24 protein-coding genes and 1 pseudogene are annotated in these 26011 nt (G+C 68.6%); 18 read left to right on the top strand and 7 right to left on the bottom strand.

Annotation, left to right across the window (positions count from 1 at the left end):
- Positions 1-4 precede the first annotated feature (4 nt).
- Together U5N23_RS30310 and U5N23_RS30305 are read left to right on the top strand one after the other, a co-directional pair.
- The gene (locus U5N23_RS30310; RefSeq protein WP_322596392.1) at positions 5-859 is read left to right on the top strand and encodes a MinD/ParA family protein; all 855 of its coding nucleotides are present in this window, start codon (positions 5-7) and stop codon (positions 857-859) included.
- Between the two features lie 117 nt (positions 860-976).
- Entirely contained in the window at positions 977-1723 is a 747-nt protein-coding gene (locus U5N23_RS30305) for a sulfurtransferase (RefSeq protein WP_322596391.1), read from the top strand.
- Between the two features lie 8 nt (positions 1724-1731).
- On the opposite strand, the gene U5N23_RS30300 is transcribed toward U5N23_RS30305, so the two are convergent.
- The 4 genes from U5N23_RS30300 to U5N23_RS30285 all read right to left on the bottom strand — a co-directional run bounded on the left by U5N23_RS30300 (position 1732) and on the right by U5N23_RS30285 (position 4482).
- Positions 1732-2631, bottom strand: a complete 900-nt coding sequence (locus U5N23_RS30300) for a pirin family protein (protein WP_322596390.1) — start codon at positions 2629-2631, stop codon at positions 1732-1734.
- 76 nt (positions 2632-2707) lie between these two features.
- On the bottom strand, positions 2708-3265 hold the full coding sequence (locus U5N23_RS30295; protein ID WP_322596389.1) for a flavodoxin family protein: 558 nt from the start codon (positions 3263-3265) through the stop codon (positions 2708-2710).
- Positions 3266-3316: 51 nt separating this feature from the next.
- Positions 3317-3730: a DoxX family protein gene (locus U5N23_RS30290; protein WP_322596388.1), complete on the bottom strand. Its 414-nt coding sequence runs from the start codon at positions 3728-3730 to the stop codon at positions 3317-3319.
- A gap of 50 nt (positions 3731-3780) precedes the next feature.
- Entirely contained in the window at positions 3781-4482 is a 702-nt protein-coding gene (locus tag U5N23_RS30285) for a pirin family protein (protein WP_322596387.1), read from the bottom strand.
- 105 nt (positions 4483-4587) lie between these two features.
- Between U5N23_RS30285 and U5N23_RS30280 the strand changes: the two genes are divergently transcribed.
- The 5 genes from U5N23_RS30280 (at position 4588) to U5N23_RS30260 (ending at position 9535) form a co-directional block, all read left to right on the top strand.
- Positions 4588-5526 carry a LysR family transcriptional regulator gene (locus tag U5N23_RS30280; protein ID WP_322596386.1) on the top strand — a complete coding sequence of 313 codons (939 nt, stop codon included), beginning with the start codon at positions 4588-4590 and terminating at the stop codon, positions 5524-5526.
- Positions 5527-5601: 75 nt separating this feature from the next.
- A complete protein-coding gene (locus U5N23_RS30275) occupies positions 5602-6753 on the top strand; it encodes an NAD(P)/FAD-dependent oxidoreductase (RefSeq protein WP_322596385.1) in 1152 nt (383 codons plus the stop codon).
- Positions 6750-7691: a tRNA glutamyl-Q(34) synthetase GluQRS gene (gene gluQRS / locus U5N23_RS30270; protein ID WP_322596384.1), complete on the top strand. Its 942-nt coding sequence runs from the start codon at positions 6750-6752 to the stop codon at positions 7689-7691. Before U5N23_RS30275 ends, gluQRS begins: the two co-directional genes overlap by 4 nt.
- Entirely contained in the window at positions 7649-8452 is an 804-nt protein-coding gene (gene trmB, locus U5N23_RS30265; RefSeq protein ID WP_416208692.1) for a tRNA (guanosine(46)-N7)-methyltransferase TrmB, read from the top strand. Before gluQRS ends, trmB begins: the two co-directional genes overlap by 43 nt.
- Before the next feature lie 36 nt (positions 8453-8488).
- Complete coding sequence (locus U5N23_RS30260; protein ID WP_322596383.1) at positions 8489-9535, top strand: GGDEF domain-containing protein; 1047 nt, start codon at positions 8489-8491, stop codon at positions 9533-9535.
- Positions 9536-9562: 27 nt separating this feature from the next.
- Here the strand turns inward: U5N23_RS30260 and U5N23_RS30255 are convergent, their stop codons facing one another.
- Positions 9563-10501 carry a dienelactone hydrolase family protein gene (locus U5N23_RS30255; protein ID WP_322596382.1) on the bottom strand — a complete coding sequence of 313 codons (939 nt, stop codon included), beginning with the start codon at positions 10499-10501 and terminating at the stop codon, positions 9563-9565.
- A gap of 31 nt (positions 10502-10532) precedes the next feature.
- Positions 10533-13166, bottom strand: coding sequence for an alanine--tRNA ligase (gene alaS, locus U5N23_RS30250; protein WP_322596381.1), 2634 nt, complete (start codon positions 13164-13166; stop codon positions 10533-10535).
- 501 nt (positions 13167-13667) lie between these two features.
- Here alaS and U5N23_RS30245 point away from each other — a divergent pair.
- The 10 genes from U5N23_RS30245 to U5N23_RS30200 all read left to right on the top strand — a co-directional run bounded on the left by U5N23_RS30245 (position 13668) and on the right by U5N23_RS30200 (position 23363).
- Positions 13668-14582 carry a dihydrodipicolinate synthase family protein gene (locus U5N23_RS30245; protein ID WP_057203768.1) on the top strand — a complete coding sequence of 305 codons (915 nt, stop codon included), beginning with the start codon at positions 13668-13670 and terminating at the stop codon, positions 14580-14582.
- Between the two features lie 52 nt (positions 14583-14634).
- Positions 14635-15765: a branched-chain amino acid ABC transporter substrate-binding protein gene (locus U5N23_RS30240; protein WP_322596380.1), complete on the top strand. Its 1131-nt coding sequence runs from the start codon at positions 14635-14637 to the stop codon at positions 15763-15765.
- Between the two features lie 81 nt (positions 15766-15846).
- Complete coding sequence (locus tag U5N23_RS30235) at positions 15847-16785, top strand: 4-hydroxyproline epimerase (RefSeq protein WP_322596619.1); 939 nt, start codon at positions 15847-15849, stop codon at positions 16783-16785.
- A 15-nt stretch (positions 16786-16800) separates the two neighbouring features.
- Positions 16801-17919, top strand: a complete 1119-nt coding sequence (locus U5N23_RS30230) for an FAD-dependent oxidoreductase (RefSeq protein WP_322596379.1) — start codon at positions 16801-16803, stop codon at positions 17917-17919.
- A complete protein-coding gene (locus tag U5N23_RS30225) occupies positions 17916-18179 on the top strand; it encodes a (2Fe-2S)-binding protein (RefSeq protein ID WP_322595580.1) in 264 nt (87 codons plus the stop codon). The genes U5N23_RS30230 and U5N23_RS30225 overlap by 4 nt, the downstream gene beginning before the upstream one ends.
- The gene (locus U5N23_RS30220) at positions 18176-19492 is read left to right on the top strand and encodes an FAD-dependent oxidoreductase (protein ID WP_322595581.1); all 1317 of its coding nucleotides are present in this window, start codon (positions 18176-18178) and stop codon (positions 19490-19492) included. The genes U5N23_RS30225 and U5N23_RS30220 overlap by 4 nt, the downstream gene beginning before the upstream one ends.
- Positions 19493-19636: 144 nt before the next feature.
- Complete coding sequence (locus U5N23_RS30215) at positions 19637-20272, top strand: TRAP transporter small permease (protein ID WP_322595582.1); 636 nt, start codon at positions 19637-19639, stop codon at positions 20270-20272.
- Between the two features lie 20 nt (positions 20273-20292).
- Complete coding sequence (locus U5N23_RS30210; protein WP_322595583.1) at positions 20293-21558, top strand: TRAP transporter large permease; 1266 nt, start codon at positions 20293-20295, stop codon at positions 21556-21558.
- A 61-nt stretch (positions 21559-21619) separates the two neighbouring features.
- Complete coding sequence (locus tag U5N23_RS30205) at positions 21620-22618, top strand: TRAP transporter substrate-binding protein (RefSeq protein WP_322595584.1); 999 nt, start codon at positions 21620-21622, stop codon at positions 22616-22618.
- Between the two features lie 67 nt (positions 22619-22685).
- On the top strand, positions 22686-23363 hold the full coding sequence (locus U5N23_RS30200) for a GntR family transcriptional regulator (protein ID WP_322595585.1): 678 nt from the start codon (positions 22686-22688) through the stop codon (positions 23361-23363).
- Positions 23364-23509: 146 nt separating this feature from the next.
- Here U5N23_RS30200 and U5N23_RS30195 read toward each other — a convergent pair.
- A pseudogene (locus U5N23_RS30195) lies at positions 23510-24930 on the bottom strand (PLP-dependent aminotransferase family protein).
- Between the two features lie 206 nt (positions 24931-25136).
- Here U5N23_RS30195 and U5N23_RS30190 point away from each other — a divergent pair.
- On the top strand, positions 25137-26011 hold an 875-nt coding region (locus tag U5N23_RS30190; protein ID WP_322596378.1), incomplete at its 3' end, for an aminotransferase class III-fold pyridoxal phosphate-dependent enzyme.

Below are 26011 nucleotides of genomic sequence, written 5' to 3'. Positions count from 1 at the left end.
GAAGATGAGCGACGCGCTGTCCCCCCCACCCACCTCCTCCGACGCCCCACCCTCGCCCGGCCGCCCACCCGGCGCGGCGGCCACCGGTGCGCGCATCATCGCCATCACCAGCGGCAAGGGCGGCGTGGGCAAGACCTTCGTGTCGGCCAACCTCGCAGCGGCGCTCACGCGGCGCGGCCAGCGCGTGCTGGTGCTCGATGCCGACCTGGGCCTGGCCAACCTGGACGTGGTGCTCAACCTGCACCCCAAGATCACCCTGCACGACGTGTTCACCGGCAAGGCCCTGCTCGAGGACGCCATCATCCAGGCGCCCGGCGGCTTCGCGGTGCTGCTGGCCGGCTCGGGCATGGTGGAGTACTCGCGCCTCACACCCGAGGTGCGCAACCAGTTCCTGAACGTGATCCAGGCGATCGCGCCCAACTACGACGTGATCCTGCTGGACACCGGCGCCGGCATCTCGGACGTGGTGCTGTTCTCGATTTCGCTGGCTTCCGAGGTGCTGATCGTGGCCACGCCCGAACCCACCTCGCTGACCGATGCCTATGCCGCCATCAAGGTGCTGGCCATGCAGCAAAAGCGCCAGCACGTGCGCATGGTGATCAACCAGGCCGCCCGCCCGGGCGATGGCCGGGCCATCACGGGCCAGTTGCAGCAGGTGCTGGACCGCTTCGTCAGCACCGAGACCGGCCGCGGCGTGCGCCTGATCCACATGGGCGACATCCCGGCCGACCCTTCGGTGCGCGACGCCGTGATGCGCCGCCAGCTGCTGCTGCTCAACACGCCGGGCTGCCCGGCCTCGCTGGCCATTGCCCAACTGGCCAACAAGATCGAGACCACGCTGCTGGTGCCCACGGTCTGACCGGTACGGCGGCAGCCGCCACGCCGCCACGCGACAATCAGTGCCCGCCCGCCAGGAGAATGGTGCCTGGCGGACCACTTCTTTCCCTGAATTCCGTGTGAACCACAGGCCATCGCCGTGAACGACGTCCTCAACATCTCCTGCTACCAATTCGTGCCGCTGCCCGATGCGCATGCGCTGCGCGACCTGCTGCACGAGCGTGCCCACGCAGCGCAGCTCAAGGGCACCATCCTGCTGGCCGAGGAAGGCATCAATTTCTTCCTGGCGGGCCCGGCCGAAGCCGTGCGCGGTTTCGTCGACGCGCTGCGCAGCGACGCGCGCTTTGCCGACCTGGCCCCCAAGGAGAGCTGGTCGGACACGGTGCCGTTTCGCAAGATGCTGGTCAAGGTCAAGCGCGAGATCATCCGCATGGACCACCCCACCATCCAGCCTTCGGCCGGCCGCGCCCCGGCCGTGACGCCGGCCACGCTGCACCGCTGGCTGGCACAGGGCCACGACGACGAAGGCCGCGAGGTGGTGACGCTCGACACCCGCAATGCCTTCGAGGTGGACCACGGCACCTTCGACAACGCCATCGACTGGCGCATCGACAAGTTCACCGAGTTCCCCCCGGCGCTGCGTGCCAACAAGGCCGAACTGACCGACAAGACGGTGGTGAGCTTCTGCACCGGCGGCATCCGCTGCGAGAAGGCGGCCATCCTCATGCGCGAGGAAGGCCTGCCGCATGTCTACCAGCTCGAAGGCGGCATCCTCAAGTACTTCGAGGAAACCGATGGCGCCCACTACCACGGCGGCTGCTTCGTCTTCGACGAGCGCCGGGTGCTGGCCGCCGACCTGTCCACCGACAAGCCGCAAGAGGCCTGATCAGGTTCTCAGTCCGCGCGGAAACGGTGCTCCGGCAGCGGGATGAATTCCGTTTCTCCGGGCACCACTTTCATGCGCCCGGCCTCCCAGTCGCCGGCGGCCTGCACGATGCGCTCCTTGCGGCTGGAGACGAAGTTCCACCACATGTGGCGCGGGCCGTCGAGCGCGTCGCCACCGATGAGCATCAGGCGTACCGCACTGGCGCCGGCCTGCAGACGCACGGGCGCCGCGGAGGCACCCGCGGGCAGCACCGCCAGGGTGTGGTCGGGCAGCGGCTCGCCATCGAGCAGCAGCTCGGCATCCACCGGGTAGAGCGCCATTTCCTGCGCCAGGGCTGCGGGCAGCTCCAGCACGCCGCCCGCAGGCAGCTGCACGTCCAGGTACAGCGTCGGCGCATAGGTCGCCACGGGCGAGGTCTGGCCAAAGGCGGTGCCGATCAGCACGCGCACCACGGCGTCACCCACCTGCACTTCGGGAATGGCAGCGGCCGGCGTGTGCACGAAGGAGGCATCGACCTCCTCGGCCGCCACCGGCAGCGCGGCCCACAGCTGGATGCCATGGTTCACGTAGGTGGTTTCGGCCAGCGATTCGGGGCGGCGCTCGGAGTGCACGATGCCGTTGCCGGCCGTCATCCAGTTGATGGCACCGGGCTCGATCTGCTGCACATAGCCCAGGTTGTCGCGGTGCATGATGGCGCCGGAGAACAAGTAGGTCACCGTGGCCAGGCCGATGTGCGGGTGGGGCCGCACATCGTGCGCCGCACCGGGCACCACCGAGACCGGGCCGAAATGGTCGAAGAAGATGAACGGCCCGACCGAGCGGCACTGCACCGCAGGCAGCAGGCGGCGCACGGTGAAGCCGCCGCCCAGGTCCTTGGCGTGGCCGGACAGGCGCAGGGCGGCGCTCATGGACGTGCTCCAGCGGCGCGGGCGCGAAGGCGATGGCATCGTGGCATGGTGAGCTCCTGTGATCGTGGGGTTGGTGTCAGTCTTGATGGAATCGGGCTGCCAGCTCGGCCACCCGCTGTCCCAGCACACGCGCGGTGTCCAGGTCGCCTGGGGCCATCTCGCCGGCCGAGGCGTCCGATGGCGACTGCGCCATCGCGCCACTGTAGGCGCCCAGCCAGTTCACGTCGTTGCGCGTGGCGGTCTTGGAGTTCGATGGCAGCACACCGGCACCCACCCACAGGCCGCCATGCTGCATGGCCAGGTGGAACAGGTAGTCGAGCGTGATCTGCTTGTCGCCATTGGTGGCGGCGCTGTTGGTGAAGCCGGCGAACAGCTTGTCCTTCCAGGCCTGGCTGAACCAGGGCTTGGACGACGCGTCGGCAAAGCGCTTGAACTGCCAGCTGGGCCCGGCCATGTAGGTCGGTGAGCCGAAGATGATGGCGCTGGCGGCGGCCAGGGTTTCCCAGCCGCCCTCGGGCAGGCTGCCGTCCGCATCGATGGCGATCAGCTCGGCGCCGGCCCCGTCGGCCACGGCCTGGGCCATGCGCTGGGTGTGGCCATAGCCCGAGTGGTAGACGACGGCGATCTGCAGCATGCGGGGGTTCCTTGCAAGGTTAAGACGCCATCATGCCGCAGGATGGTGGGGTCAGCGCGAAGAGCGGCGCGCGTCCACGCTCCAGCCTCCGGCGCCAAAGGCCGCCAGGGCCAGCAGGCCGCCGGTCACGCCCACGTTCTTGAAGAACATCAGCTGCTGCATCATCTGCTTGTCGGCCGGCAGGGCCCAGTAGGCATGGAAGAAGAAGCTGGCCACCAGCGTGAAGAAGGCCAGGGCCAACGCGGCGAAGCGCGTGCCGAAACCGAAGACCAGCGCCAGGCCGCCCAGCACCTCCACGGCGGCTGCCAGGCCGGCCGCCACGGTGGGCATGGGCAGGCCCGCGGAGGCGATGTAGCCCACGGTGCCGGCAAAGCCGGTGAGCTTGCCGATGCCGGCAGGCAGGAACAGGGCGGCCAGCAGCAGGCGCGAGGCCAGGGCCAGGGGGTTTTGCAGGGAATTGAACATGGGGGACTCCTTCGGGTGACAGGTAAAACAGGGTTGGACAAAAAAATGGGTCAAGGGGCCAAATCGAATACCAGCACTTCGGCATCGCGGCCATCGGTCAGCGCCAGGGCCGATTCCTTCTCGATCAGTGCGGCATCGCCGGCCGACAACGCATGGCCGTTGACCTGCAGCGCGCCGCGCACCAGGTGCACATAGGTCTTTCGCGCCGGGTCGAGCGCCAGGCTGGCCGACTCGCTGCCGTCGAACAGACCAGCGTAGATCGTGGCGTCGGCGTGCACGGTCACAGAGCCCTCGGCCCCGTCGGGTGACGCCACCCGGCGCAGCGTGCCGCGCTTTTCGGCGTCGGTAAAGGCCTTTTGCTCATAGCCGGGCGCAATGCCCTGCACATCGGGCAGCAGCCAGATCTGCAGGAAATGCGTGGTCTGGCCCTCGGCATGGTTGAACTCGCTGTGCTGCACGCCCGTGCCGGCGCTCATGCGCTGCACGTCGCCGGGCGGAATGCCCTTGATGTTGCCCATGCTGTCCTTGTGGGCCAACTCGCCCGACAGCACGTAGCTGATGATCTCCATGTCGCGGTGGCCATGGGTGCCAAAACCCATGCCCGGGGCGATGCGGTCCTCGTTGATCACACGCAGGTTGCCAAAGCCCATGTGCTCGGGATCGTGGTAACCGGCGAACGAGAAGCTGTGGTACGAATGCAGCCAGCCATGGTCGGCGTAGCCGCGGTCTTGGGATTTGCGAACAGTCAACATGGTGTGTAGCCCTTTCAAGACGCAACTTTAGGCCCGTGCACCCTGTTCCGGGCGCTGGCACATTGATGGCATGATTCAAAAAAATTGAATTACCATGGCACCACCATGCAAAACCCGCGCGATGTGCTGACCCCCGACAGCCTGGCCATGCTGCAGGTGATCGCCGAGGCCGGCAGCTTTGCGGCCGCAGCGCGCCAGCTCGGCCTGGTGCCCAGCGCGCTGACCTACCGCGTGCGCCAGATCGAGGATGCGCTGGACGTGCTGCTGTTTGACCGCAGCGCACGCCAGGCGCGCCCCACCGAGGCCGGCGTGGAGCTGCTGCGCGAGGGCGCGCGGCTGCTGCAGGACATCGACGCCGTGGCCCACCGCGTGCGCCGCGTGGCCACGGGCTGGGAGCCGCAGCTCACGATTTCGGTCGATGGCGCCATCTCGCCGCACACCATGATGGAGCTGGTGGATGCGTTCTATGCCATGGCGCCGCCCACCCGGCTCAAACTGCGCGACGGCATCATGACCGGCACGCTGGAGGCCCTGACCTCGGGCCGGGCGGATCTGGCCATCGGCGTCACCATCGCCGGCTCCAGCGTGGCGGGCCTGCAGCAGGCCACCCTGGGGGACCTGCTGTTCATCTATGTGGTGGCACCGCACCATGCACTGGCCTCGGTGGCCGAGCCCATCACCGATGCCACCCTGCTGCAGCACCGCGCCGTGGCGGTGGCCGACTCGGCCCTGCGCGGCGGCGCCACCATGGGCCTGCTGGGCGGGCAGGACGTGCTCACCGTGGACACCATGCAGGCCAAGGTGCGCGCCCAGTTGCGCGGCCTGGGCGGCGGCTTCCTGCCCGAACCCATGGTGCGCCCCTACCTCGAAGCCGGGCGGCTGGTGGCGCGCAAGGTGGCGCGGCCGGAACGCCGCGTGCCCATCCACTACGCCTGGGGCGGGCCGGGCTTCACCGCGCCCGGCCGTGCGCTGCAGTGGTGGCTCAACCAGCTGCAAAGCCCCGCAACACGGCGCGCACTGCTGGAAAACCACCATCATTTCTGATGCGCAGCCCTGTGCGGGGCGTGTAGAGTGGTTGCTGTCGGAGTTTTCCAGCCAACCGTTCCCGAAAGGCCTCCCATGAGCAAACCTGTTTCTCGCCCTGCCAAACGGCCCCGACGCCCTGCACCCAGCCCTGCTGCGGCGACCACGACGACAACCCCCTCCCCCCGCAAACCCGCCGGCAGTGCCAAGACCCCCCGGCATTTCGCCATCATCGGTGCCGGCATGGCCGGCATCGCCTGCGCCCGCACCCTGGTGCAGGCCGGCCACCAGGTCACCGTCTTCGAAAAATCCTCCGCCGCTGGCGGACGCACCACCACCATCGACTCGCCCTTTGGCGGCTTCGATGCCGGTGTGCAGTATTTCACCGTGCGCGATGCGCGCTTTGCGCGCGCCATCGACACCGTGCCCGGCGTGTGCAAGCGCTGGAGCGCCAATTCCGTGCGCGTGCTGGATGCTGCCGGCCGCGTGACCGCCGCCGGCCTGCCCACGCGCGAGGCGCACTGGGTCGCCAGCCCCGGCATGCAATCGCTGGTGGCCGCCTGGGCCGCACCGCTGGCCCAGGCCGGCCGGCTGATCACCGACACCTGCGTCACGCGCATCGAGCACGACGCCCTGAATGCCCCGGGCTGGCAGCTGCGCACCGAAGGCCCCGACGGCGGCCACCACGTGTACGCCGGCTTCGACGCGGTGCTGCTGGCCCAGCCCGCCACGCCCGCGCAGGCCCTGCTGTCCACCTCGGCCATCGACAGCAGCCTGTCACAGGCCCTGTCCAGCGTTGCCATCGCCCCCTGCTGGACGCTGATGCTGGCCTACCCGCAGGCCGTGCGCCCGGGCCTGACCACGCTGGGCCCGCAGTGGAATGCGGCGCGCAGCACGCACCACCGCATTGCCTGGCTGGCACGCGAATCCTCCAAGCCCGGCCGCCCCAGCGTGGAGCGCTGGACCGTGCAGGCCAGCCCCGCCTGGTCGGCCGAGCACCTCGAAGACGATGCCGAGCGCGTGCAGGCCAAGCTGATCAAGGCCTTTGCCGAGGTGACCGGCATCCGCGCCCAGCCCGCGCACGCCCAGACCCAGCGCTGGCGCTATGCCCAGACCACGCACCCGCTGGGCCGCAGCCACCTGTGGGATGCCCAGTTGGGCCTCGGTGCCTGCGGCGACTGGTGCCTGGGCCACCGCCTGGAAGATGCCTTCGTGTCCGGACTGGAGCTGGCCCTGGCCGTGGCATGACAGGAGGCGAGGACGCTGGGCAGGGCCCCGGGTCCGGCTACACCGGCCGTTTTGCGCCGTCGCCGACAGGGCCCCTGCATGCCGGTTCGCTGGTGGCCGCCCTGGCCAGCTGGCTCGACGCCCGCGCCTTCAATGGCGGGCAGGGCGGCCGCTGGCTGGTGCGCATCGAGGATGTCGACACCCCGCGCTGCATTCCTGGCGCAGGCGAGATCATTCTGCAGCAACTGGCCGCCTGCGGGCTGGTGCCCGACGAGCCGCCGCTGTGGCAGTCCGCGCGCGGTGCCTTCTACCAGCAGGCACTGGACCACCTGGTGGCCGATGGCGCGGCCTACCCCTGCGCCTGCTCGCGCAAGGACATCGAAGAAGCCCAGCTCGCGCTCGGCCACGCGCGCGAGCGGCATGCAGCCCTGCCCTATCCCGGCACCTGCCGCCATGGCCTGCAGGGGCGAAGCGGCCGGTCCTGGCGCTTTCGCGTAGCCGCAGGTCTGCCCCCGACGGCATGGACCGACCGGCGCCTGGGCGCCCAGCAGCAGGACGTGGCGGCCGAGATCGGTGATTTCGTGCTGCGCCGCGCCGACGGCCTCTGGGCCTACCAACTGGCGGTGGTGGTCGACGACGCGGCCCAGGGCATCACCCACATCGTGCGCGGCGAGGACCTGGCCGACAACACCCCGCGCCAGATCCTGCTGCAGCGCGCACTCGGCGTGCCCACGCCGCAATACCTGCATACCCCTCTGGTGCGCGGTGACAATGGCGAAAAGCTGTCCAAGCAGAACGGCGCCCAGGCCCTGGACCTTGGCAACCCCCTGCGGGCCCTGGAGCAGGCTGCGCGGGCCCTGGGCCTGCCTGCGCTGGCACATCCGCACAACACTTGCACCGGGGATGCGCTGGCGCAATGGGCCACAGCGTGGTTCAGAAACTACAATGGCCCATCGTGACCGAACTGCCATCCCTTTCCCCCGCCCCCGACAGCGCGGCCCCCGCCGCCGGGGCGCCTGCCGCGGGCAGCGCTGCGCCCGCTGGCGTCGCCTACCCCAAGACCATCAAGAGCTTCGTGCGCCGCGCCGGGCGCACCACCACGGGCCAGGCCAAGGCCTTCGAGGACCTGGGCCCACGCTTCGTGCTGCCCTACACCGCCGCCCCGCTCGATGCCCCTGCCGCCTTTGGCCGCACAGCCCCGCTGATCCTGGAGATCGGCTTCGGCATGGGCGAGGCCACGGCCCACATCGCACGCGTGCGCCCGGGCGACAATTTTCTGTGCTGCGAAGTGCATGAGCCCGGCGTGGGTGCCCTGCTCAAGCGCATCGGCGAGCAGGAGATCGGCAACATCCGCATCCTGCAGCACGATGCCGTGGAAGTCATCGACCACATGCTGGCACCGGCCAGCCTCGATGGCGTGCACATCTTCTTTCCCGACCCCTGGCACAAGACCAAGCACAACAAGCGCCGGTTGATCCAGTCGCCGCTGGTGGTCAAGCTGGCCGCCCGGCTCAAGCCCGGCGGTTACCTGCACTGCGCCACCGACTGGGAACCCTATGCCCAGCAGATGCTGGAAGTGCTCGGTGCCGAGCCCCTGCTGGCCAACACCGCCAGCGGCTTCGCGCCGCAGCCGGATTACCGCCCACTGACCAAGTTCGAGAACCGCGGCCTGCGCCTCGGGCATGGTGTGTGGGATATCGTGTTCGTGCGACGCAATTAGCGCACCCTCCACCGGACGACCGCCATCACCGCGCCTATGAAGCCCATCCTGCAACACCTGGTTGAAATGACCGGCCACCGCGACCACCTGCGGCTGGAGGTGTCGGTGCTGTCCACCCTGCAAAAACTCAGCGGCATCAAGGCGGTCCGGGCGCTGGAGCTGTTCACCGACAAGGGCGTGGCCCATGTGCGGCCCCGCACCTGGGTCGAGGAGGGTCAACTGGTCTCCACCGACTCCGAGGCCGCCGCCGACCCGCGGCGCGAGCTGCTGGAGCAGTACCCCGAGCTGTGCGAGTGCGTGAAGAGCCAGGGCGACAGCGCCCTGACCCACCGCCCCGGACGCCACACGCTGTGGCTGCCGGTCTGGATGCACGAGAAGGTCAGCACCTGCCTGGAGGTCACGCAGTCGCGGCCCTTCTCGGCCCACAAGCTCGAAGTGATCAAGGGCGTGTTCCTGGTCTACCAGAACTACCAGAACCTGCTGGACTACAGCGAGCGAGACGCGCTCACCGGCCTGTTCAACCGCAAGACCTTCGACGAGCAGTTCTCGCGCAACGCCGCCAGTGGCCTGAGCAGCACCCGCCCGCAGGGCGCCGAAGCGCTGGTCAACGAGGAGGTGACCGCCGAAAGCGAGCCGACGCAGAACTGGCTGGCCGTGGTGGACATCGACCACTTCAAGCTGGTCAACGACCGCTTCGGCCACCTCTACGGCGATGAGGTGCTGATCCTGATCGCCAACATCCTGCGCAGCTCGTTCCGCTCGCACGACCGCATCTTCCGCTTCGGCGGCGAGGAGTTCGTGGTGCTGCTGCGCAACATCACGCTGGCACGCGCCCACAAGGTGTTCAACCGCTTCCGCGAGACCGTGCAGGAGTACGATTTTCCGCAGGTGGGCCGGGTGACGGTCAGCCTGGGTTTCGTGGGCACCTCGCGCGGCTCACCGGTCGAAATCCTGGGCCAGGCCGACCAGGCGCTCTACTATGCCAAGGAGCACGGCCGCAACCAGGTGTGCTTCTACGAAGACCTGGTGGCCGGCGGGCACCTCACGGCCAAGGTCGCCAACGACGACGTCGAGCTGTTCTGACCGCCCCGCGGCCAGCGCCGACGGCGTTCAGCGGCTGAACGCCTGGCCCAGCGCGGCCAGCAGTTCCTTGCGCGACTTGTCGCGCGCCACCGGATGGCCCCCCACATGCACGCCCTGCCCCGGGTACACCCCGTTGGGCACGTCGGTGCGCAGGCGCAAGGGGACGGTGCCATCGAAGCCATGGTAGGCGCCCTCGTAGGCCACCACCCGCACCTCGCGGCGGTCCGGGATATCGCCGCGTGTTGTGCCGCGTGGCGCGGCCAGGGCCTGGCAGGGGGCGGCCGGCGTCCAGTCGTCCGCCTTGCCGACGAGCACCAGCGTATCGGCCGCCGGCCGGTAGCCGCCGCGCAGGTCGGAGCCGCAACCGGGGTAGAAGGCCACGGCCAGGCGCGGCAGCACCTTGGCAGCGGCCACGTCGGCATGGCGCAGGTTGCTGGCAGCCAGCACGGCACTGCCGCCGTGCGACCAGCCCAGCAGCGCCAGCCGCTGGCCGTCCACGCCCGGTTGGGTGGCCAGCCACTGCAGGGCGGCCAGCGCATCACGGCGGCGGTCGTTCTGGTTGATCTTGCGCGTGCCGATGCGCTGGGTGCACAGCTCCTTTTCGCCGCGCGGCGTCAAGGAGTCCACCGCCAGCGCATGCCAGCCCTGCTGGTTGAGCAGGTCGGCGTACTCACGCATGCGCTCGGTCGGCTGGCCGCGCCGGTTGAGCATGCCGCCACAGCCGTGCAGCATGAGCACGGCAGGCAGGGGCCTGGTGTACTTGCCGGTGGCCGGGTCCAGTGCGGCCGGCGGACGGTACCACCAGGCCTGCAGGGTCACCGTGCCACCCGAGTCACCGGCAGGCGCCTGGAACTGCACGCGCTCGACGGCATCCGAAGGGGCGCCTGAGGCACAGGCCGCCCATAGCCCCAAGGCCATGGCGAGCAGGCACCGGCCCGGCTTGAAGATCAGCACAGGCAGGTCCATCTGGTTACCTGCCTGTACCCGCTGCTGAGCCTCAGGCGCGCTCGCGCACCCAGGCCTCGACGCTGGCCAGCGCGGCCGGCACGCCGGCCGCATTGGTGCCGCCGGCCATGGCCATGTCGGGCTTGCCGCCGCCCTTGCCACCCACTTGCTGGGCCACGAAGTTCACGAGCTCGCCGGCCTTGACCTTGCCGATGCTGTCGGCCGTCACGCCCGCAGCGATCTGCACCTTGTCGCCATCGACGGCGGCCAGCACGATGGCGGCGGTCTTGAGCTTGTCTTTCAGCTTGTCCATGGTGTCGCGCAGGGTCTTGGCGTCGGCGCCGGGCAAGGCCGCGGCCAGCACCTTGATGCCGTTCACGTCCACCGCCTGGCCGACCAGCTCGTCGCCCTGGCTCGATGCCAGCTTGCCCTTCAAGGCCGCGATTTCCTTTTCCAGCGCCTTCACGCTATCGAGGGTCTGGCCGATGCGGTGGTTGAGCTCGGCCACCGGGGTCTTGAAGGTGCCGGCGGCCTGGTTCACCGTGTCTTCGAGCTGCTGCAGGTAGGCCAGCGCATTCGTGCCGGTCACCGCCTCGATGCGGCGCACGCCTGCGGCCACGCCGCCTTCGGCAACCACCTTGAACAGGCCGATGTCGCCCGTGCGCTGCACGTGCGTGCCGCCGCACAGCTCGCGGCTGGTACCGATGTCGAGCACGCGCACGGTCTCACCGTACTTCTCGCCGAACAGCATCATGGCGCCGGTCTTCTGGGCCGATTCGATGTCCATCACGCGCGCCTGCGTGGGCACGTTGGCCAGCACCTCTTCGTTCACCAGGCGCTCGATCTCGCGCACCTGGGCATCGGTCACGGGGGCATTGTGGGCAAAGTCGAAGCGCGTGCGCTCGGCGTTCACCAGGCTGCCCTTTTGCTGCACATGCGTGCCCAGCACTTCGCGCAGGGCCTTGTGCATCAGGTGGGTGGCCGAGTGGTTGCGCACCGTGGCGGCGCGCACGGCCGTGTTGACCTCGGCCTGCACCGTGTCGCCCACGTTCAGCGTGCCCTCTTCGAGCGTGCCGTGGTGGCCGTACACATCGGCCTTGATCTTGAGCGTGTCACCCACCGCAAAGCGGGCCGAGCCGCTGGTGATGGTGCCTTCGTCGCCCACCTGGCCGCCGCTTTCGGCGTAGAAGGGGGTGGTGTCGAGAACCACCACGCCGTTCTGGCCGGCCTTGAGGGCCGCGCTGCTGGTGCCGTCCACGTAGATGGCGGTGATCCTGGCGGTCTCGGTCAGTTGCTCGTAGCCCGTGAAGCGGTTCACATCGCCGGTGTAGTCCAGGGCCTTGTCCATCTTGAACTTGCCGGCAGCGCGGGCCTGGGCCTTCTGCTTTTCCATGGCGACCTGGAAGCCGGCTTCGTCCACCTCGACGTCGCGCTCGCGGCACACGTCCTTGGTCAGGTCCAGCGGGAAGCCGTAGGTGTCGTGCAGCTTGAAGGCCACGTCGCCGGGCAGCACCTTGGCGTCACCGGCCAGGGCCGAGTCGAGGATTTCCATGCCGTTGGCCAGGGTCTCGAAGAAGCGCTCTTCCTCGGCCTTGAGCACCTCGGTGATGCGCTGCTCCTGCTCGCGCAGCTTGGGGTAGGCGTCGCCCATCACGCGCACCAGTTCGGCCACCAGCTTGTGGAAGAACGGCGTCTTCTTGCCCAGCTTGTAGCCGTGGCGGATGGCGCGGCGCACGATGCGGCGCTGCACGTAGCCGCGGCCTTCGTTGCTCGGAATCACGCCGTCGCTCACCAGGAAGGCGGTGGCGCGGATGTGGTCGGCGATCACGCGCAGGCTCTTGTTGTTCAGGTCGGCCACGCCGGTCTCGCGGCCGGCGGCCTTGATCAGGGCGTCGAACAGGTCGATCTCGTAGTTGCTGTGCACGTGCTGCAGGATGGCGGCCAAGCGCTCCAGGCCCATGCCGGTGTCCACGCAGGGCGCGGGCAGCGGTGTGACCGAGCCGTCTTCGGCCATGTCGAACTGCATGAACACGTTGTTCCAGATCTCGATGAAGCGGTCGCCGTCTTCATCGGGGCTGCCCGGGGGGCCGCCGGGGATGTGGTCGCCGTGGTCGTAGAAGATCTCGCTGCAGGGGCCGCAGGGGCCGGTGTCGGCCATCATCCAGAAGTTGTCGGACTTGTAGCGGCCGCCCTTGTTGTCGCCGATGCGGATCACGCGCTCGGGCGGCAGGCCGATTTCCTTGGTCCAGATGTCATAGGCCTCGTCGTCTTCCTGGTACACGGTGGCCAGCAGGCGCTCGGGCGGCAGCTTGTACACGGTGGTCAGCAGTTCCCAGGCCCAGTGCAGCGATTCGCGCTTGAAGTAGTCGCCAAAGCTCCAGTTGCCCAGCATCTCGAAGAAGGTGTGGTGGCGCGCGGTGTAGCCCACGTTCTCCAGGTCGTTGTGCTTGCCGCCGGCGCGCAGGCAGGCCTGCACCGATACCGCGCGGTTGTAGGGGCGCTTGTCCGTGCCCAGGAACACGTCCTTGAACTGCACCATGCCGGAGTTGGTGAACATCAGCGTGGGGTCGTTGCCCGGCACCAGCGAGCTCGAGGCCACGATGGTGTGGCCCTTGGAGGCAAAGAAGTCCAGGAAGGACTTGCGGATGTCGGCAACCGAGAACGAAGGCGTGGTTTGGTTGGTCATGTGCGAAAAGGGGCAACAGGCCTGGGTCAGTGAGGGGCCTCGCGCGCAGGGCGCGGCCACCCGGTTTATGGGGAGAACCCACGATTCTATCGAGACGGCGGGGTGAACCGGTCTGCAGCGGCCAGAGACACTGCACTTCGCTGTCGCGAACGTGCTCGGTGTGCGGCATCGCACGGGCTGGCGGCCGTGGGCGCGCAACGGCCACGCTCCACCCGCCCCCTGCGCCCTCTGCGGCAAAGCGCGCCCCTTTGCAGTGCCTGGCGCCCCACCCCGGGGCAGGCAGCACCCCGAAAGCGCCCCATCTTCGCCCCTGGAGCCCCTGCCTTCTCCTTGCGCACAGGGCACGCAAGCGCAAATCCGGCTGGCACGCAAGCTGCTAAATACCCTGACAAGATATTTCAAATATTTTCTTAATATATTTAAAACTTCCACCCCGCCCCAACCCCTCGCCTGTTTTCCGTCCTTTTCGTTGTTTTCTTCTTTCTTACCAGGAGTCCATCCATGAGCAATCCCCGCTGGCAAGGCATCTTCCCCGCCATCACCACCAAGTTCCACGCCGACGAGAGCATCGATGCCGAAGGCACGGCGCGCCACATCGATTTCCAGATCCGCAACGGCATCCACGGCCTCGTGACCTGCGGCTCGCTGGGCGAAGCCAGCACCCTCACGCTGGAGGAGAAGCTGCAGGTCGCCAAGATCGCGCTCGACGCTGCCGACGGCCGTGTTCCTGTGCTGGCCAACGTGTCGGAGACCAGCACCCGCGAGGCGCTGCGCTACATCGACGGCGGCAACAAGCTCGGTGTGGCCGGGTACATGGTGATGCCCTCGGTGATCTACGTGGCCGATGCGCGCGAAGCCATGGCCAATGTGCGCGCCATGGCCAAGGTGGCGCAGAAGCCCCTCATGGTCTACAACAACCCCGTGGCCTACCGCGTGGACCTGAAGCCCGAGCACATGCTGGAGCTGGCCGACTGCGAGTGGATCGCCGCCATCAAGGAGAGCACGGACAACATCCGCCGCATCACCGACCTGCGCAACACCGTGGGCGACCGCTACCAGCTTTTCCTGGGCGTGGACGACCTGGCCTACGAAGGCCTGGCGCTGGGCTGCGACGGCCTGCTGGCCGGCGTGGGCTGCGCCTTCCCGCGCGAAACCGTGGCGCTGTACGACCTGATGAAGGCCGGCCGCTTTGCCGAAGCCTTGAAGCTCTACCAATGGATGACGCCCATGCTGCACCTGGACGTATCGACCAAGCTGGTGCAGAACCTCAAGCTCATCGACGTGCTGGTGGGCGTGGGCACCGAGCACATGCGCCGCCCGCGGCTGCCGCTGATCGGCGAGGAACGCGCCTTCATCGAGCGCGTCGTGAAGAAAGCGCTGGACACGCGCCCCACCGAGTACCAGTCGGTCGCCTGACAGCCCGCCTTCCCCCACTCCCCTCCTCTTCTCCTCTTCTCAAAGGCTTCCCATGACATCCAGATTCATGACCCCCTCGGCGCTGGCAGCCCTTGTGCTGCTGTCGGCACCGGCGTTCGCGCAGGAGCAGGTCGTAAAGATCGGCCACAGCGGCCCGCTGTCGGGCCCGAATGCGTTTGCGGGCAAGGACAACGAGAACGGCGTGCGCCTGGCCGTCGAGGAGCTCAATGCGAAGAAGATCGTGGTGGGGGGCAAGCCCCTGAAGTTCGAGCTGGTGTCCGAAGACGACCAGTGCGACGCCCGCACCGGCGTGAGCGTGGCGCAAAAGCTCGTGGACAGCGGCGTCAGGTTCGTCATGGGGCCGTACTGCTCGGGCGTGGCCATCCCCGCCTCGCGCGTCTACAGCGACGGCGGTGCCATGGTGTCCACCGTCGGCACCAACCCCAAGGTGACCGAGGGCGGCTACAAGAACCTGTTCCGCATCATCGCCAGCGATACCCAGATCGGCTCGAACATGGCCGTGTATGCCGCCCAGGTGCTCAAGGTCAAGCAGGTGGCGGTGATCGACGACCGCACCGCCTTCGGCCAGGGCGTGGCCGACCAGTTCACCAAGGAAGCCAAGAAGCAAGGCCTCACCGTGGTCGGCCAGGAGTTCACGACCGACAAATCCACCGACTTCCTGTCCATCCTCACCAGCCTCAAGGGCAAGCAGCCGCAGGCCATCTTCTTTGGCGGCTATGCCCCGCAGGCGGCGCCCATGGCGCGCCAGATGAAGCAACTGGGCCTCACGGCCAAGCTGCTGGGTGGCGACACGCTGTGCAGCCCCGAGGTCGGCAAGCTCGGTGGCGAGGCCGTCAACGACACGGTGTTCTGCGCCCAGGGCGGCACCATGCTCGACAAGGCCGCGAGCGGCCCGGCCTTCAAGGCGAAATACAAGGCGCGCTTCAAACTGGATGCCGATGCCTATGCGGCCTCGTACTACGACCAGGTGATGTTCATGGCCGATGCCATGCAGAAGGCCCAGTCCGTGGAGCCTGCCAAGGTCGGAGCGCAGATGTACCAGGCAAGCCACCAGGGCGTGGCGGGCACCTATGCCTATGACGACAAGGGCAACCTCAAGCAGGCGCCGATCACGGTGCTGACCTTCAGGAACGCCGCCCCCGTCCCCCTCGCCAGCTACTGAAACTGCCGGGATCGTGGCGGGGCTCCCGCTACGATCCTCACACCCCAACCCACGCGACCCACCATGACCCACGACAGTGCCATGCAACGCATACAGATCCTCGACTCCCACACCGGCGGCGAGCCCACGCGCCTGGTGGTGGGCGGTTTCCCCGACCTGGGCACGGGCAGCATGGCCGAGCGCCGCGCCCTGCTGGCCAGCCAGCACGATGTCTGGCGCGCCGCCACGGTGCTGGAGCCGCGCGGCAACGACGTGATCGTGGGCGCGCTGCTGTGCGCGCCGCAGGACCCGGCCAACGCGGCCGGCGTGATCTTCTTCAACAACACCGGCTACCTCGGCATGTGCGGCCACGGCACCATCGGCCTGGTGGCCTCGCTGGCCTACCTGGGGCGCTTGCAGCCGGGCGAGCACGGCATCGAGACACCCGTGGGCACGGTGATGACCACGCTGCACGGGGATGGCTCGGTCAGCGTGCGCAACGTGCCGGCCTACCGGCTGCACCAGGGGCTGTCGCTCACGGTGCCGGGCATCGGCACCGTCACGGGCGACGTGGCCTGGGGCGGCAACTGGTTCTTTCTGATGAGCGCGCATGGCCAGCGCGTTACCAGCGACAACCTGCAAGCGCTGACCGCCTACACCAGCGCCGTGCAGCAGGCGCTCAAGGACCAGGGCATCCGCGGCGACAACGGCGGCGAGATCGACCACATCGAACTCTTTGCCGACGACGAGGTGGCCGACAGCCGCAACTTCGTGCTCTGCCCCGGCGGTGCCTACGACCGCTCGCCCTGCGGCACCGGCACCAGCGCCAAGCTGGCCTGCCTGGCGGCCGACGGCAAGCTGCAGCCCGGCCAGGTGTGGCGCCAGGCGAGCATCATCGGCAGCAGCTTCGAGGCGCGCTACGAACCCGACACCCAGGCCGGCAGAATCATCCCTACGCTGCGCGGCACGGCCCACATGAGCGCCGAGGCCACCTTGCTGATCGCGCAGGACGACCCCTTTGCCTGGGGCATCCGCCTCTAAGCCACCAGCCACCCCATGCAAGCTGCGGACGTGATCGTCATCGGTGCCGGCATGGTGGGCGCGGCCTGCGCCCACCTGCTGGCCAACGCCGGGCTGTCGGTGCGCGTGCTCGATGCGCGCCGCGGCGGCGCCACGCAGGCCGGCATGGGCCACCTGGTGGTGATGGACGACAACGCGGCCGAGCTGGCGCTGAGCCAGGCCTCGCTCGACCAGTGGCACGCCTGGGGTCCGCGCATGAATGCCGACCTGCCCGGCTGCGCATATGCCAACTGCGGCACGCTCTGGATCGCGGCCAATGCCGAGGAAATGGCCGGCGCCGAGGCCAAGGCCGCCGGCCTGCGCGCGCACGGCATCGCCTGCGAGCTGCTGGACGCCCCATCCCTGGCAAAACTGGAACCCGCGCTGCGGCCAGGCCTGCACGGCGCCCTCAAGGTCGGCGGCGACAGCGTGGTCTATGCCCCCAACGCCGCGCAGTGGCTGCTGGCGCACGCGGCACGGCCCATCGCCGTCGAGCATGCCCAGGTGGCGCGCATCGATGGCCGGCGCGTGCACCTGTCCGATGGCAGCGTGCGCGAGGGCGGCGCGGTGCTGCTGGCCGCGGGCATCCACGCCACGGACCTGTGCCCCGGCCTGCCGATACGCCCCAAGAAGGGGCACCTGGCCATCACCGACCGCTACCCCGGCACGGTGCGCCACCAACTGGTGGAGCTGGGCTACATCACCAACGCCCACCAGAGCGACGGCACCTCGGTGGCCTTCAACCTGCAGCCGCGGCCCACGGGGCAACTGCTCATCGGCTCGTCGCGCCAGTTCGACACCACCGACCCGGCCATCGACAACGCCGTGCTGGCGCGCATGCTGCGCCGTGCGCTCGACTATGTGCCGGGCTTGGCCGAGCTCAACGCCATCCGCACCTGGACCGGTTTTCGCGCGGCCACGCCCGATGGCCTGCCGATCATCGGCCACCACCCGCACCACAGCGACCTGTGGCTGGCCGTGGGGCATGAAGGCCTGGGCGTGACCACGGCGCCGGCCACGGCCCAGTTGCTGGCCGCACAGATCACCGGTGCCGTGCTGCCGCTCGACCCGGCACCCTATTCGCCTGATCGTTTTGCCGGGAGCCTGATCGCATGAGCACCGCCACGGTACAGATCCACGCCGATGGCGTGCGCCTGCAGGTCGTCCCGGGCACCAGCGTGGCCGCGGCCCTGGCCCAGGTGCCGCCGGGCCGCACGCGCAGCTCCGTCACCGGCCAGCCGCGCGCGCCGCTGTGCGGCATGGGTGTGTGCCACGAATGCCGGGTGCGCATCGACGGCCGCACGCACCTGGCCTGCCAGACCCTGTGCACCGAGGGCATGCAGGTCCACACCGATACCGGCGGGCCGTGCCCATGAACGCACTCAACCGTTCGCAGGCGCACGCGCACTGCGACCTCCTCATCATCGGCGCCGGCCCCGCCGGCATGGCCGCGGCACTGGCTGCGGCGCCGAGCGGCGCGGCCATCACCGTCGTGGACGACAACCCCGCAGCCGGCGGCCAGATCTGGCGCGACGGACCCGGTGCCACGCTGCCGCCATTGGCCCGCCAGCACCGCGAGGCGCTGGCGCGGCACGCGAACATCCGGCTTTTGTGCGGCACGCGCGTGGTGGGCCTGGGCGAGCGGCAACGGGCCGACCACGCTCCGGCCCTGCTGCTCGAAGACGCCGACCGGGGCTGGACCCAGCACAGCCACCGCATCGTGCTGTGCAACGGTGCGCGCGAACTGCTGCTGCCGTTTCCGGGCTGGACGCTGCCGGGCGTGACCGGCGCGGGCGCACTGCAGGCCCTGGTCAAGGCCGGGCTGCCCGTCAAAGGCCAGCGCATCGTGGTCGCAGGCACCGGCCCGCTGCTGCTGGCCGCGGCGGCCACCGCCACCCAGGCCGGTGCGCGGGTGGTGCGGGTGGCCGAGCAGGCCGGCTGGCGCGCACTCGCAGGCTTTGCCGCGCAGCTGCCGGGCTGGCCCGCCAAGGCCGTGCAGGCATTCACCCTGCTGCACCCGCAACTGCGTGCGGGCAGCCATGTGCTCGAAGCCGTCGGTGAAGGCCAGGTGCAGTCCGTGCGCCTGCGCGCGGGGCGTGGCGAAGAAACCATTGCCTGCGAACGCCTGGCGTGCGGCTTTGGCCTGGTGCCCAACACGCACCTGGGACAGCTGCTGGGCTGCGCCCTGGGCGGCCCTTTGAGTGGCGGCCTGGGCCTGCAGGTGGACGCCCAGATGCGCACCAGCGTGGCAGGGGTCTATGCCGCTGGCGAGTGCACCGGCTTTGGCGGCAGCGAGCGTGCACTGGCCCAGGGCGCCATCGCCGGCCATGCCGCTGCAGGCAACGCCACCGCGGTGCACACACTGCACACCACACTGCGCCGCTGGGAAGGCTTTGCCCAGGCGCTGCAGCAGTCCTTCGCACTGAACGAATCACTCAAGACCCTGGCCCGGCCCGACACCCTGGTGTGCCGCTGCGAGGACGTGTCCCATGCCGAACTGGCAGACCGCACCGGCTGGGTCGACGCCAAGCTGCACACGCGCTGCGGCATGGGCGCCTGCCAGGGGCGCATCTGCAGCGCCGCCACACAGCACCTGTTCGGCTGGACGCCGGCGCCGCCGCGCCATCTGCTGGCGCCGGCGCGCATCGCCACGCTGGCGGCGGCTGGCGACGACGCCCCCTCCGGCTGAGCCCCCGCTGCAGGAAGCACCCGATCAGGGCGTTCGCGCCTTCGGGCACGGGCACTCATCTTGCTTCTACATATATTAAGAAGATATTTATTTTGGTGCCGCCGATCCCTCCTCCTCCATAGCCACTCCAACAGAGCCACCCCCATGCCCTCCGCTTCCACCTCAGCCACCCCTCCCGTGGCGCCACCACGCGCCCCCATCCGCTGGTTGCTGGATTTGTCCAGTTGGCTGCTGCGCATGGAGCGCCACCTGCTCACCGCCCTCATGACCCTGCTGGTGGCGCTGATCCTACTCAACGTGGTGACGCGCTACAGCGGCATGCCCATCTACTGGATCGACGAGGCGGCGGTGTACACGGTGGTCTGGCTGACCTTCGTGGGGGCGTCGGTCATGACGCGGCTGCGCATGGACTTTGCCGTGACCATGCTCACCGACCAATTGGGTGCACGCGCCGCGAAGGCCATCAAGGGCGTGGCCACAGCATGTGTGCTGCTGTTCGGCGCGGCCATGCTGTGGATGTGCTGGCAGTGGATGGACCCGGTCGGCATCGCGCGCTACGGCTTCGACGCCAAGGAGTACGCGGCCGAGAGCTTCAATTTTCTCTACACCGAGCGCACGCAGACGCTCAACTGGCCCACCTGGGTGCTGCAGCTGATCCTGCCGATCTTCTCGGCCACCTTCAGCCTGCATGCGCTGGCCAACCTGCTCGAAGACATGGGGTGTGCCGAGCGGCGCACGCACCCGGGCTTCGACGTGGTCAGCGCCGACGCGGTGAACTGAAGACTCCCGAAGGCCCCTCCATGATCACCTCCCTCTTCTTCCTGGTTGCGCTGCTGGTGGGCGTGCCCATCGGCGTGTGCCTGTGCCTGTCGGGCATCGTCTACATCTTCGCCACCGGCGGCACGGTGCTGTTCCAGTCGTTTCCCATGCAGATGTTCGCGGGGGTGGACAGCTATGGGCTCATCGCCATTCCGCTGTTCATCCTGATCGGCGAGATCATGAACAGCGGCGGCATCACGCGCCGGCTGGTGGACCTGTCCATGGCCTTCATCGGCTCGGTCAAGGGCGGTCTGGCCTACGTCAACATCCTGGCCAACATGCTGGTGTCGTCCATCATCGGTTCGGCCACCGCGCAGGTGGCCATCATGTCGCAGGTGATGGTGCCCGAGATGGAAAAGCAGGGCTACGACAAGACCTTTGCGGCCGGCCTCACGGTGTATGGCGGCATGCTCGGGCCCATCATCCCGCCCTCGGTGATGTTCGTGGTGTTCAGCGTGCTGGCCCAGGTGGCCGTGGGCGACATGCTGATCGCCGGCATCATCCCCGGCGTGCTGCTCACGCTGCTGTTCTTCGCCGTGATCGCCCTCATGGGCTTCATCTACGACTACCCGCGCAGCGAACGGCGCACCCTGGCCCAGCGCGCCCGCACCATCGTGCTGGCCAGCCCCACGCTGCTGATCCCGATCGTGATCGTCGGCTCCATCCTGGGCGGGCTGGCCAACCCCACCGAGGCGGCTGCCGTGGGCGCGCTGTCCTCGGCCCTGGTGGGCCGCTACGTGACCAAGGAATTTCGGCTCAACGCCATGCCGGCCATCCTGCTGCGCTCGGCCATCTACTCGGCCGTGGTGCTGTTCCTGGTGGCGGCGGCCGCCGTGTTCTCGTGGCTGCTGATCTACGGCAAGGTGCCGCAGATGGTGGCCGCCTGGATCCAGACCGTGGCGCACGACCCCATCACCTTCCTGCTGCTGACCAATGTGATTCTGCTGGTCATCGGCACGGTGATCGATGGCATTCCCGGGCTGATCATGACCGTGCCCATCCTGCTGCCGATTGCCACCGAGGTCTACCACATCGATCCGCGCCACTTCGGTGTGGTGGTGGTGATCAACCTGGTGCTGGGCCTGATGACGCCGCCCGTGGGCCTGAGCTTCTTCGTCGCCTCGGCGGTCACCGGGGCCAGGCCCGGAAAGATGTTCCTCGTCACGCTGCCGTTCTTCCTCATCAGTTGCGTGGCGCTGGTGCTGCTGTCGCTGTTTCCGAGCCTGTCGCTGGCGCTGCTCGAATAGCGCCGCCCCCTTTTTCATCCCGTTCCCGTCCGTCCCCTTCCCCGACCCAGGAGAGTCCACCATGACCACCACCCGCCGCCAGTTCGTACAGCGCCACGCCGTGGCCGCTGCCGCCACCCTTGCCGCCCCGCTCGTGTTCGCACAGGGCGCAGGCGCCAAGGAATTCCGCCTGGGCCTGATCACCCCCGCAGGCCACTCGTGGAACCGCGCCGCGCTGCAGTTCGGCGAGGCGCTCAAGAAGGAGACCGATGGCCGCCTGAGCCTGACCGTCTTCCACTCGGGCCAGCTCGGCAACGAGGCCGCCATGATGCAGCAGCTGCAGTCCGGCGCCCTCGACATGGGCTGGATCCAGGCGGCCGAACTGGGCTCGCGCGTGTCCAGCATCGCCGCCATCAATGCGCCCTACCTGGTGCGCTCCACGCCCGCCGTGGCCAAGCTGGTCAAGCACCCGGCCGCCACCAAGCTCCTGGAAGTGCTGCCGCGCGAGACCGGCACCATCGGCCTGGGCTGGGGCATCACCGGCATGCGCGCGGTGTTCTCCACCAAGGACATCTCCGTGCCCACCGACCTCAAGGGCATGAAGCTGCGCATCAACCCCACGCCGGTGTACCGCGACTTCTACCAGATGCTGGGCGCCGCGCCCACGCCCATTCCGACCCCCCAGGTGTTCGACGCCATGAGCAACGGCCAGGTGGATGGGCTGGAGGCAGACATCGAATTCTCGTGGAACCAGCGCTTCGACAAGGTCGCAAAGACCCTGCTGCAGATGAACGCGCTGTTCATGCCCTTCGCTCCACTGGTGTCGGGCCGCATCTGGCAGGGGCTCGATGCCAAGGACAAGGAGCTGATCCGCAAGCTCACCGCCCAGTCGCTGGACGCGCAGATCAACGACATCGTGACCACCGAGGCGGGCCTGATCGAGAAATTCAAGGGCACCTCCATCGCCTTCAAGACCGCATCCTCGTTCAACCCCGAGGCCACCATCCAGGAGTTCGACAAGCTGTGGCTACCCAAGGCGCCGCAGATCGCCGAACTGCGCAAGGCCGGTGCCAGCCTGTGATTTAAGATGGGGCAGACCCCATGGTCCCCAGCCCGGGGGCCATGCCCTACCAGCCCACTTTCCGTCGATGACACCCAGCAGCAGCCCACCCCTCCGCAAAGACACCGGCCCCAAGCGGCGCGCGGCGGACGTGGCCTATGACGCCATCGAGGCCATGATCTCCACCCTGCAGCTGCAGCCCGGCAGCCCGGTGGTGGAGGCGGAAATTGCAGAGAGCACCGGCCTGGGACGCACGCCGGTGCGCGAGGCGCTGCTGCGCATGGTGTCCATCGGCCTCATCGTGCAGCAGCCGCGCCGCGGTCTGCAGGTCTCCAACATCGACCTGGCGGACCACCTGGACGTGATCCAGACGCGCCGCGTGCTGGAGCGGCTGATCGCCTCGTGCGCGGCACGCCGAGCCACTGCGCCGCAGCGCCAGTCCATCGTGCGCTGCGCCGAAGAGATGGTGCGCGCTGCCGAGCGCGGCGAGCTCGATGGCTACATGCTGGCCGACCATGGGCTCGACCAGATCGTGCACCTGGCGTGCCAGAACCAGTCGGCCGTGAAGTCCGTGGCGCCGCTCATCGTGCAGTGCCGCCGCTTCTGGTACGCCTACCAGCACGAGGGCGACGTGACCGAGGGCGCGCGCGCCCACATGCACCTGGCGCAGGGCATCGCCAGCGGCGACGAAGCCCATGCCGTGGCCGGCGCCAACCAGCTCATGGACTACCTGGAGCAGTTCGCGCGGCGCATCATCGACAGGTAATTGCTCCCCCTGAGTCGCTTCGCGCCTTCCCCCTGAGGGGACGCCCCCAGCGCGGCGGGGCGGCCCTTGCGCGGGGGCGCTGGCTGGGCCGCGCCAGTTGCGTCCCACCTGGCTCTCCATCGAGTTCAGGCCGCAGCGCGCCAGGCCTACTGCGCGCCCTGGTGCCCCAGCGCGATGCGCTGCTCCAGAAAGCGCCACAGGCGCTCGTCCGCGCAGAACGCCACATTGAAGCGCAGCCAGCCCGTGGGCCGCGGCTCCACCAGGAACAGCGCGCCGGGCCCGAGCATGATGCCTTCGCCGGTTGCGTCCTGTGTGAGCAGGGCGCTGTCGGGCAGGTCGGGGTGGCGGGCCCAGAGGTACATGCCGGCCTCGGGTTCGTGGAACAGTTCGAAGCCCAGAGCCTCCAGCCGCTGCCCCACGCTGCGGTGGGCCTCGGCCAGGCGCTCGCGCAGCGACTTGAGGTGCTTGCGCCAGCGGCCATCGGTCACCACGCCGAAGGTGATGCGCTCGGTGATGTCCGACGAGGTCAGGCCCGAGATCATCTTGAGCTGCACCAGTTCGTCCACCAGATCGCGCCGCGCCGCGAGGTAGCCCGTGCGCAGGTTGGGCGAGATGGTCTTGGAGAAGCTGCCCAGGTAGACCACGCGGTGGAGCTGGTCCAGGCTGGCCAGCGAGGGGCGCACGCCCGCCTCCATGTCGGCGTAGATATCGTTCTCCACCAGCATGAAGCCGTGCTGTTCGGCCAGCTGCAACAGGCGGTGCAGGTGCGCCATGGAGGCCACCGAGCAGGTGGGGCTCTGCAGCCGCGGCTGGGTGAAGAAGGCCGTGGGGCGGTGCTGGGCCAGCAAGGCCTCCAGCGCCACCAGGTCGTAACCGGTGGCGGTGCGCGGCACGCCCACGGCATGGGCCCCGGCAAAGCGCAGGATGAAGTGCAGGTTGGGGTAGCCGGGGTCGTCCACCAGCACCACGTCGCCGGGCTTGACCAGGCGGCGCACCACGAGGTCGAGCGCCTGGCTGGAGCCCTGGGTGAGCATGATGCGCTCGGCATCGGCGGTGATGTCGCGCTCGGCCATGGCCTCGGCCACCACCGTGCGCAGGTCCAGCAGACCGTGCGGCAGGCCATAGCCATCGAGTTCCGTGCCTTCGGACGACAGCTGGCGCATGCTGCGTTTGACCGCATCGCCAAACAGCCAGTCGTGCGGCAGCCAGCCGCAGCCCGGTTTCATGGGCAGGTTGCGGTTTTCAAAAATTTGTTTGAGGTACCAGCGCGCATCAAAACGGGGCACGGGCCGCTCGGGCGCACCAGCGCCGGGCGCTGCGCCTTCATCGCCCCGCGCCGCTTCACAAAAAAGCCCGCGTTGGCGCGCGACACCAGCCAGCCCTGCGCCACCAGGCGGTCATAGGCCTCGACCACGGTGAACACGCTCACCCCGTGCGCGGCCGCAAAAGCACGGATGGACGGGAGTTTGCTGCCGGGCTTGAGCACCTGTCCGACGATGAGACCCCGCAGTCCATCGACGATCTGGCTGACCAGAGGTGTCTGGAGGTCGGGGCTGAGAGTGAGCATCGATGGGGGAAAAACAGGGGCCGAATATGTGCCTTGGGTGGCCGGCCCCCAAATCAGGGATTGCCTGTACAGGATTCTAGACCTGCACAGTGCACATGAAACAGCGTGCCGCTGGACATGGACGGCTGTGCAGCACGGCTTCCAGAATTCGCCCCAATTCTTGGTTTTCATCCTCTTTTTGTCCTTCACAGCAACCGCCCACCGCCATGCAGCAAGACCGCCACTTCACCAACGCCGCCCTCCTCACCCGCCGCCACGCCGCCGTAGCCCGGGGCGTGGGCCAGGCCCATGAACTCTTCGTCCAGAAGGCCCTGAACGCCGAACTGTGGGACGTGGAAGGCCGCCGCTACATCGACTTTGCCGGCGGTATCGCCGTGTTGAACACCGGCCACCTGCATGCCGGCGTGATCGCCGCCGTGAAGGCCCAGCTCGATCTGTACACCCACACCTGCTTCCAGGTGGTGGCCTATGAGCCCTATGTGGAAGTGGCGGAGCGCCTGAACACGCTGGCCCCGGGCGCGTTTGCCAAGAAGAGCCTGCTGCTCACCACCGGCGCCGAAGCCGTGGAAAACGCCATCAAGATCGCCCGCGCCCACACCAAGCGCCCCGGCGTGATCGCCTTCACGGGCGGCTACCACGGCCGCACCAACCTCACGCTGGGCCTCACGGGCAAGGTCGCGCCGTACAAGATCGGCTTCGGCCCCTTCCCGGGCGAGGTGTACCACGCGCTGTTCCCCAACGCGCTGCATGGCGTCAGCGTGGAGCAGGCCCTGCATTCGGTGGAGCTGATCTTCAAGAACGACATCGAGCCCGAGCGTGTGGCAGCCTTCATCCTCGAGCCCGTGCAGGGCGAAGGCGGCTTCTACGTGGCGCCACCCGAATTCATCAGCGGCCTGAAGGCGCTGGCCGACCGCTACGGCATCCTGCTGATCGCCGACGAAGTGCAGACCGGCGCGGGCCGCACCGGCACCTGGTTTGCCTGCGAGCAGTGGCCCGTGGCCCCCGACCTGATCACCACCGCCAAATCGCTGGCGGGCGGCTTCCCCTTGTCGGGGGTGGTGGGCCGTGCCGAGGTGATGGA

The organism is Acidovorax sp. (assembly GCF_034519795.1).
GTDB lineage: Bacteria > Pseudomonadota > Gammaproteobacteria > Burkholderiales > Burkholderiaceae_C > Acidovorax.
The sequence above is the reverse complement of the archived record's forward strand: the minus strand, read 5'-3'. Positions and strand labels throughout refer to the sequence as shown.

What these genes read in the sequence shown, in the direction of transcription:
- U5N23_RS30300 (WP_322596390.1), bottom strand. Translation starts at nt 2,631, where the DNA reads ATGAGCGCCGCCCTGCGCCTGTCCGGCCACGCCAAGGACCTGGGCGGC.
- U5N23_RS30310 (WP_322596392.1), top strand. Translation starts at nt 5, where the DNA reads ATGAGCGACGCGCTGTCCCCCCCACCCACCTCCTCCGACGCCCCACCC.
- trmB (WP_416208692.1), top strand. Translation starts at nt 7,649, where the DNA reads ATGGGCCACAGCGTGGTTCAGAAACTACAATGGCCCATCGTGACCGAA.
- U5N23_RS30235 (WP_322596619.1), top strand. Translation starts at nt 15,847, where the DNA reads ATGCAACGCATACAGATCCTCGACTCCCACACCGGCGGCGAGCCCACG.
- U5N23_RS30220 (WP_322595581.1), top strand. Translation starts at nt 18,176, where the DNA reads ATGAACGCACTCAACCGTTCGCAGGCGCACGCGCACTGCGACCTCCTC.
- U5N23_RS30230 (WP_322596379.1), top strand. Translation starts at nt 16,801, where the DNA reads ATGCAAGCTGCGGACGTGATCGTCATCGGTGCCGGCATGGTGGGCGCG.
- U5N23_RS30240 (WP_322596380.1), top strand. Translation starts at nt 14,635, where the DNA reads ATGACATCCAGATTCATGACCCCCTCGGCGCTGGCAGCCCTTGTGCTG.
- U5N23_RS30225 (WP_322595580.1), top strand. Translation starts at nt 17,916, where the DNA reads ATGAGCACCGCCACGGTACAGATCCACGCCGATGGCGTGCGCCTGCAG.
- U5N23_RS30210 (WP_322595583.1), top strand. Translation starts at nt 20,293, where the DNA reads ATGATCACCTCCCTCTTCTTCCTGGTTGCGCTGCTGGTGGGCGTGCCC.
- U5N23_RS30205 (WP_322595584.1), top strand. Translation starts at nt 21,620, where the DNA reads ATGACCACCACCCGCCGCCAGTTCGTACAGCGCCACGCCGTGGCCGCT.
- U5N23_RS30245 (WP_057203768.1), top strand. Translation starts at nt 13,668, where the DNA reads ATGAGCAATCCCCGCTGGCAAGGCATCTTCCCCGCCATCACCACCAAG.
- U5N23_RS30290 (WP_322596388.1), bottom strand. Translation starts at nt 3,730, where the DNA reads ATGTTCAATTCCCTGCAAAACCCCCTGGCCCTGGCCTCGCGCCTGCTG.
- U5N23_RS30295 (WP_322596389.1), bottom strand. Translation starts at nt 3,265, where the DNA reads ATGCTGCAGATCGCCGTCGTCTACCACTCGGGCTATGGCCACACCCAG.
- U5N23_RS30285 (WP_322596387.1), bottom strand. Translation starts at nt 4,482, where the DNA reads ATGTTGACTGTTCGCAAATCCCAAGACCGCGGCTACGCCGACCATGGC.
- U5N23_RS30260 (WP_322596383.1), top strand. Translation starts at nt 8,489, where the DNA reads ATGAAGCCCATCCTGCAACACCTGGTTGAAATGACCGGCCACCGCGAC.
- U5N23_RS30215 (WP_322595582.1), top strand. Translation starts at nt 19,637, where the DNA reads ATGCCCTCCGCTTCCACCTCAGCCACCCCTCCCGTGGCGCCACCACGC.
- U5N23_RS30200 (WP_322595585.1), top strand. Translation starts at nt 22,686, where the DNA reads ATGACACCCAGCAGCAGCCCACCCCTCCGCAAAGACACCGGCCCCAAG.
- U5N23_RS30255 (WP_322596382.1), bottom strand. Translation starts at nt 10,501, where the DNA reads ATGGACCTGCCTGTGCTGATCTTCAAGCCGGGCCGGTGCCTGCTCGCC.
- U5N23_RS30275 (WP_322596385.1), top strand. Translation starts at nt 5,602, where the DNA reads ATGAGCAAACCTGTTTCTCGCCCTGCCAAACGGCCCCGACGCCCTGCA.
- gluQRS (WP_322596384.1), top strand. Translation starts at nt 6,750, where the DNA reads ATGACAGGAGGCGAGGACGCTGGGCAGGGCCCCGGGTCCGGCTACACC.
- U5N23_RS30280 (WP_322596386.1), top strand. Translation starts at nt 4,588, where the DNA reads ATGCAAAACCCGCGCGATGTGCTGACCCCCGACAGCCTGGCCATGCTG.
- alaS (WP_322596381.1), bottom strand. Translation starts at nt 13,166, where the DNA reads ATGACCAACCAAACCACGCCTTCGTTCTCGGTTGCCGACATCCGCAAG.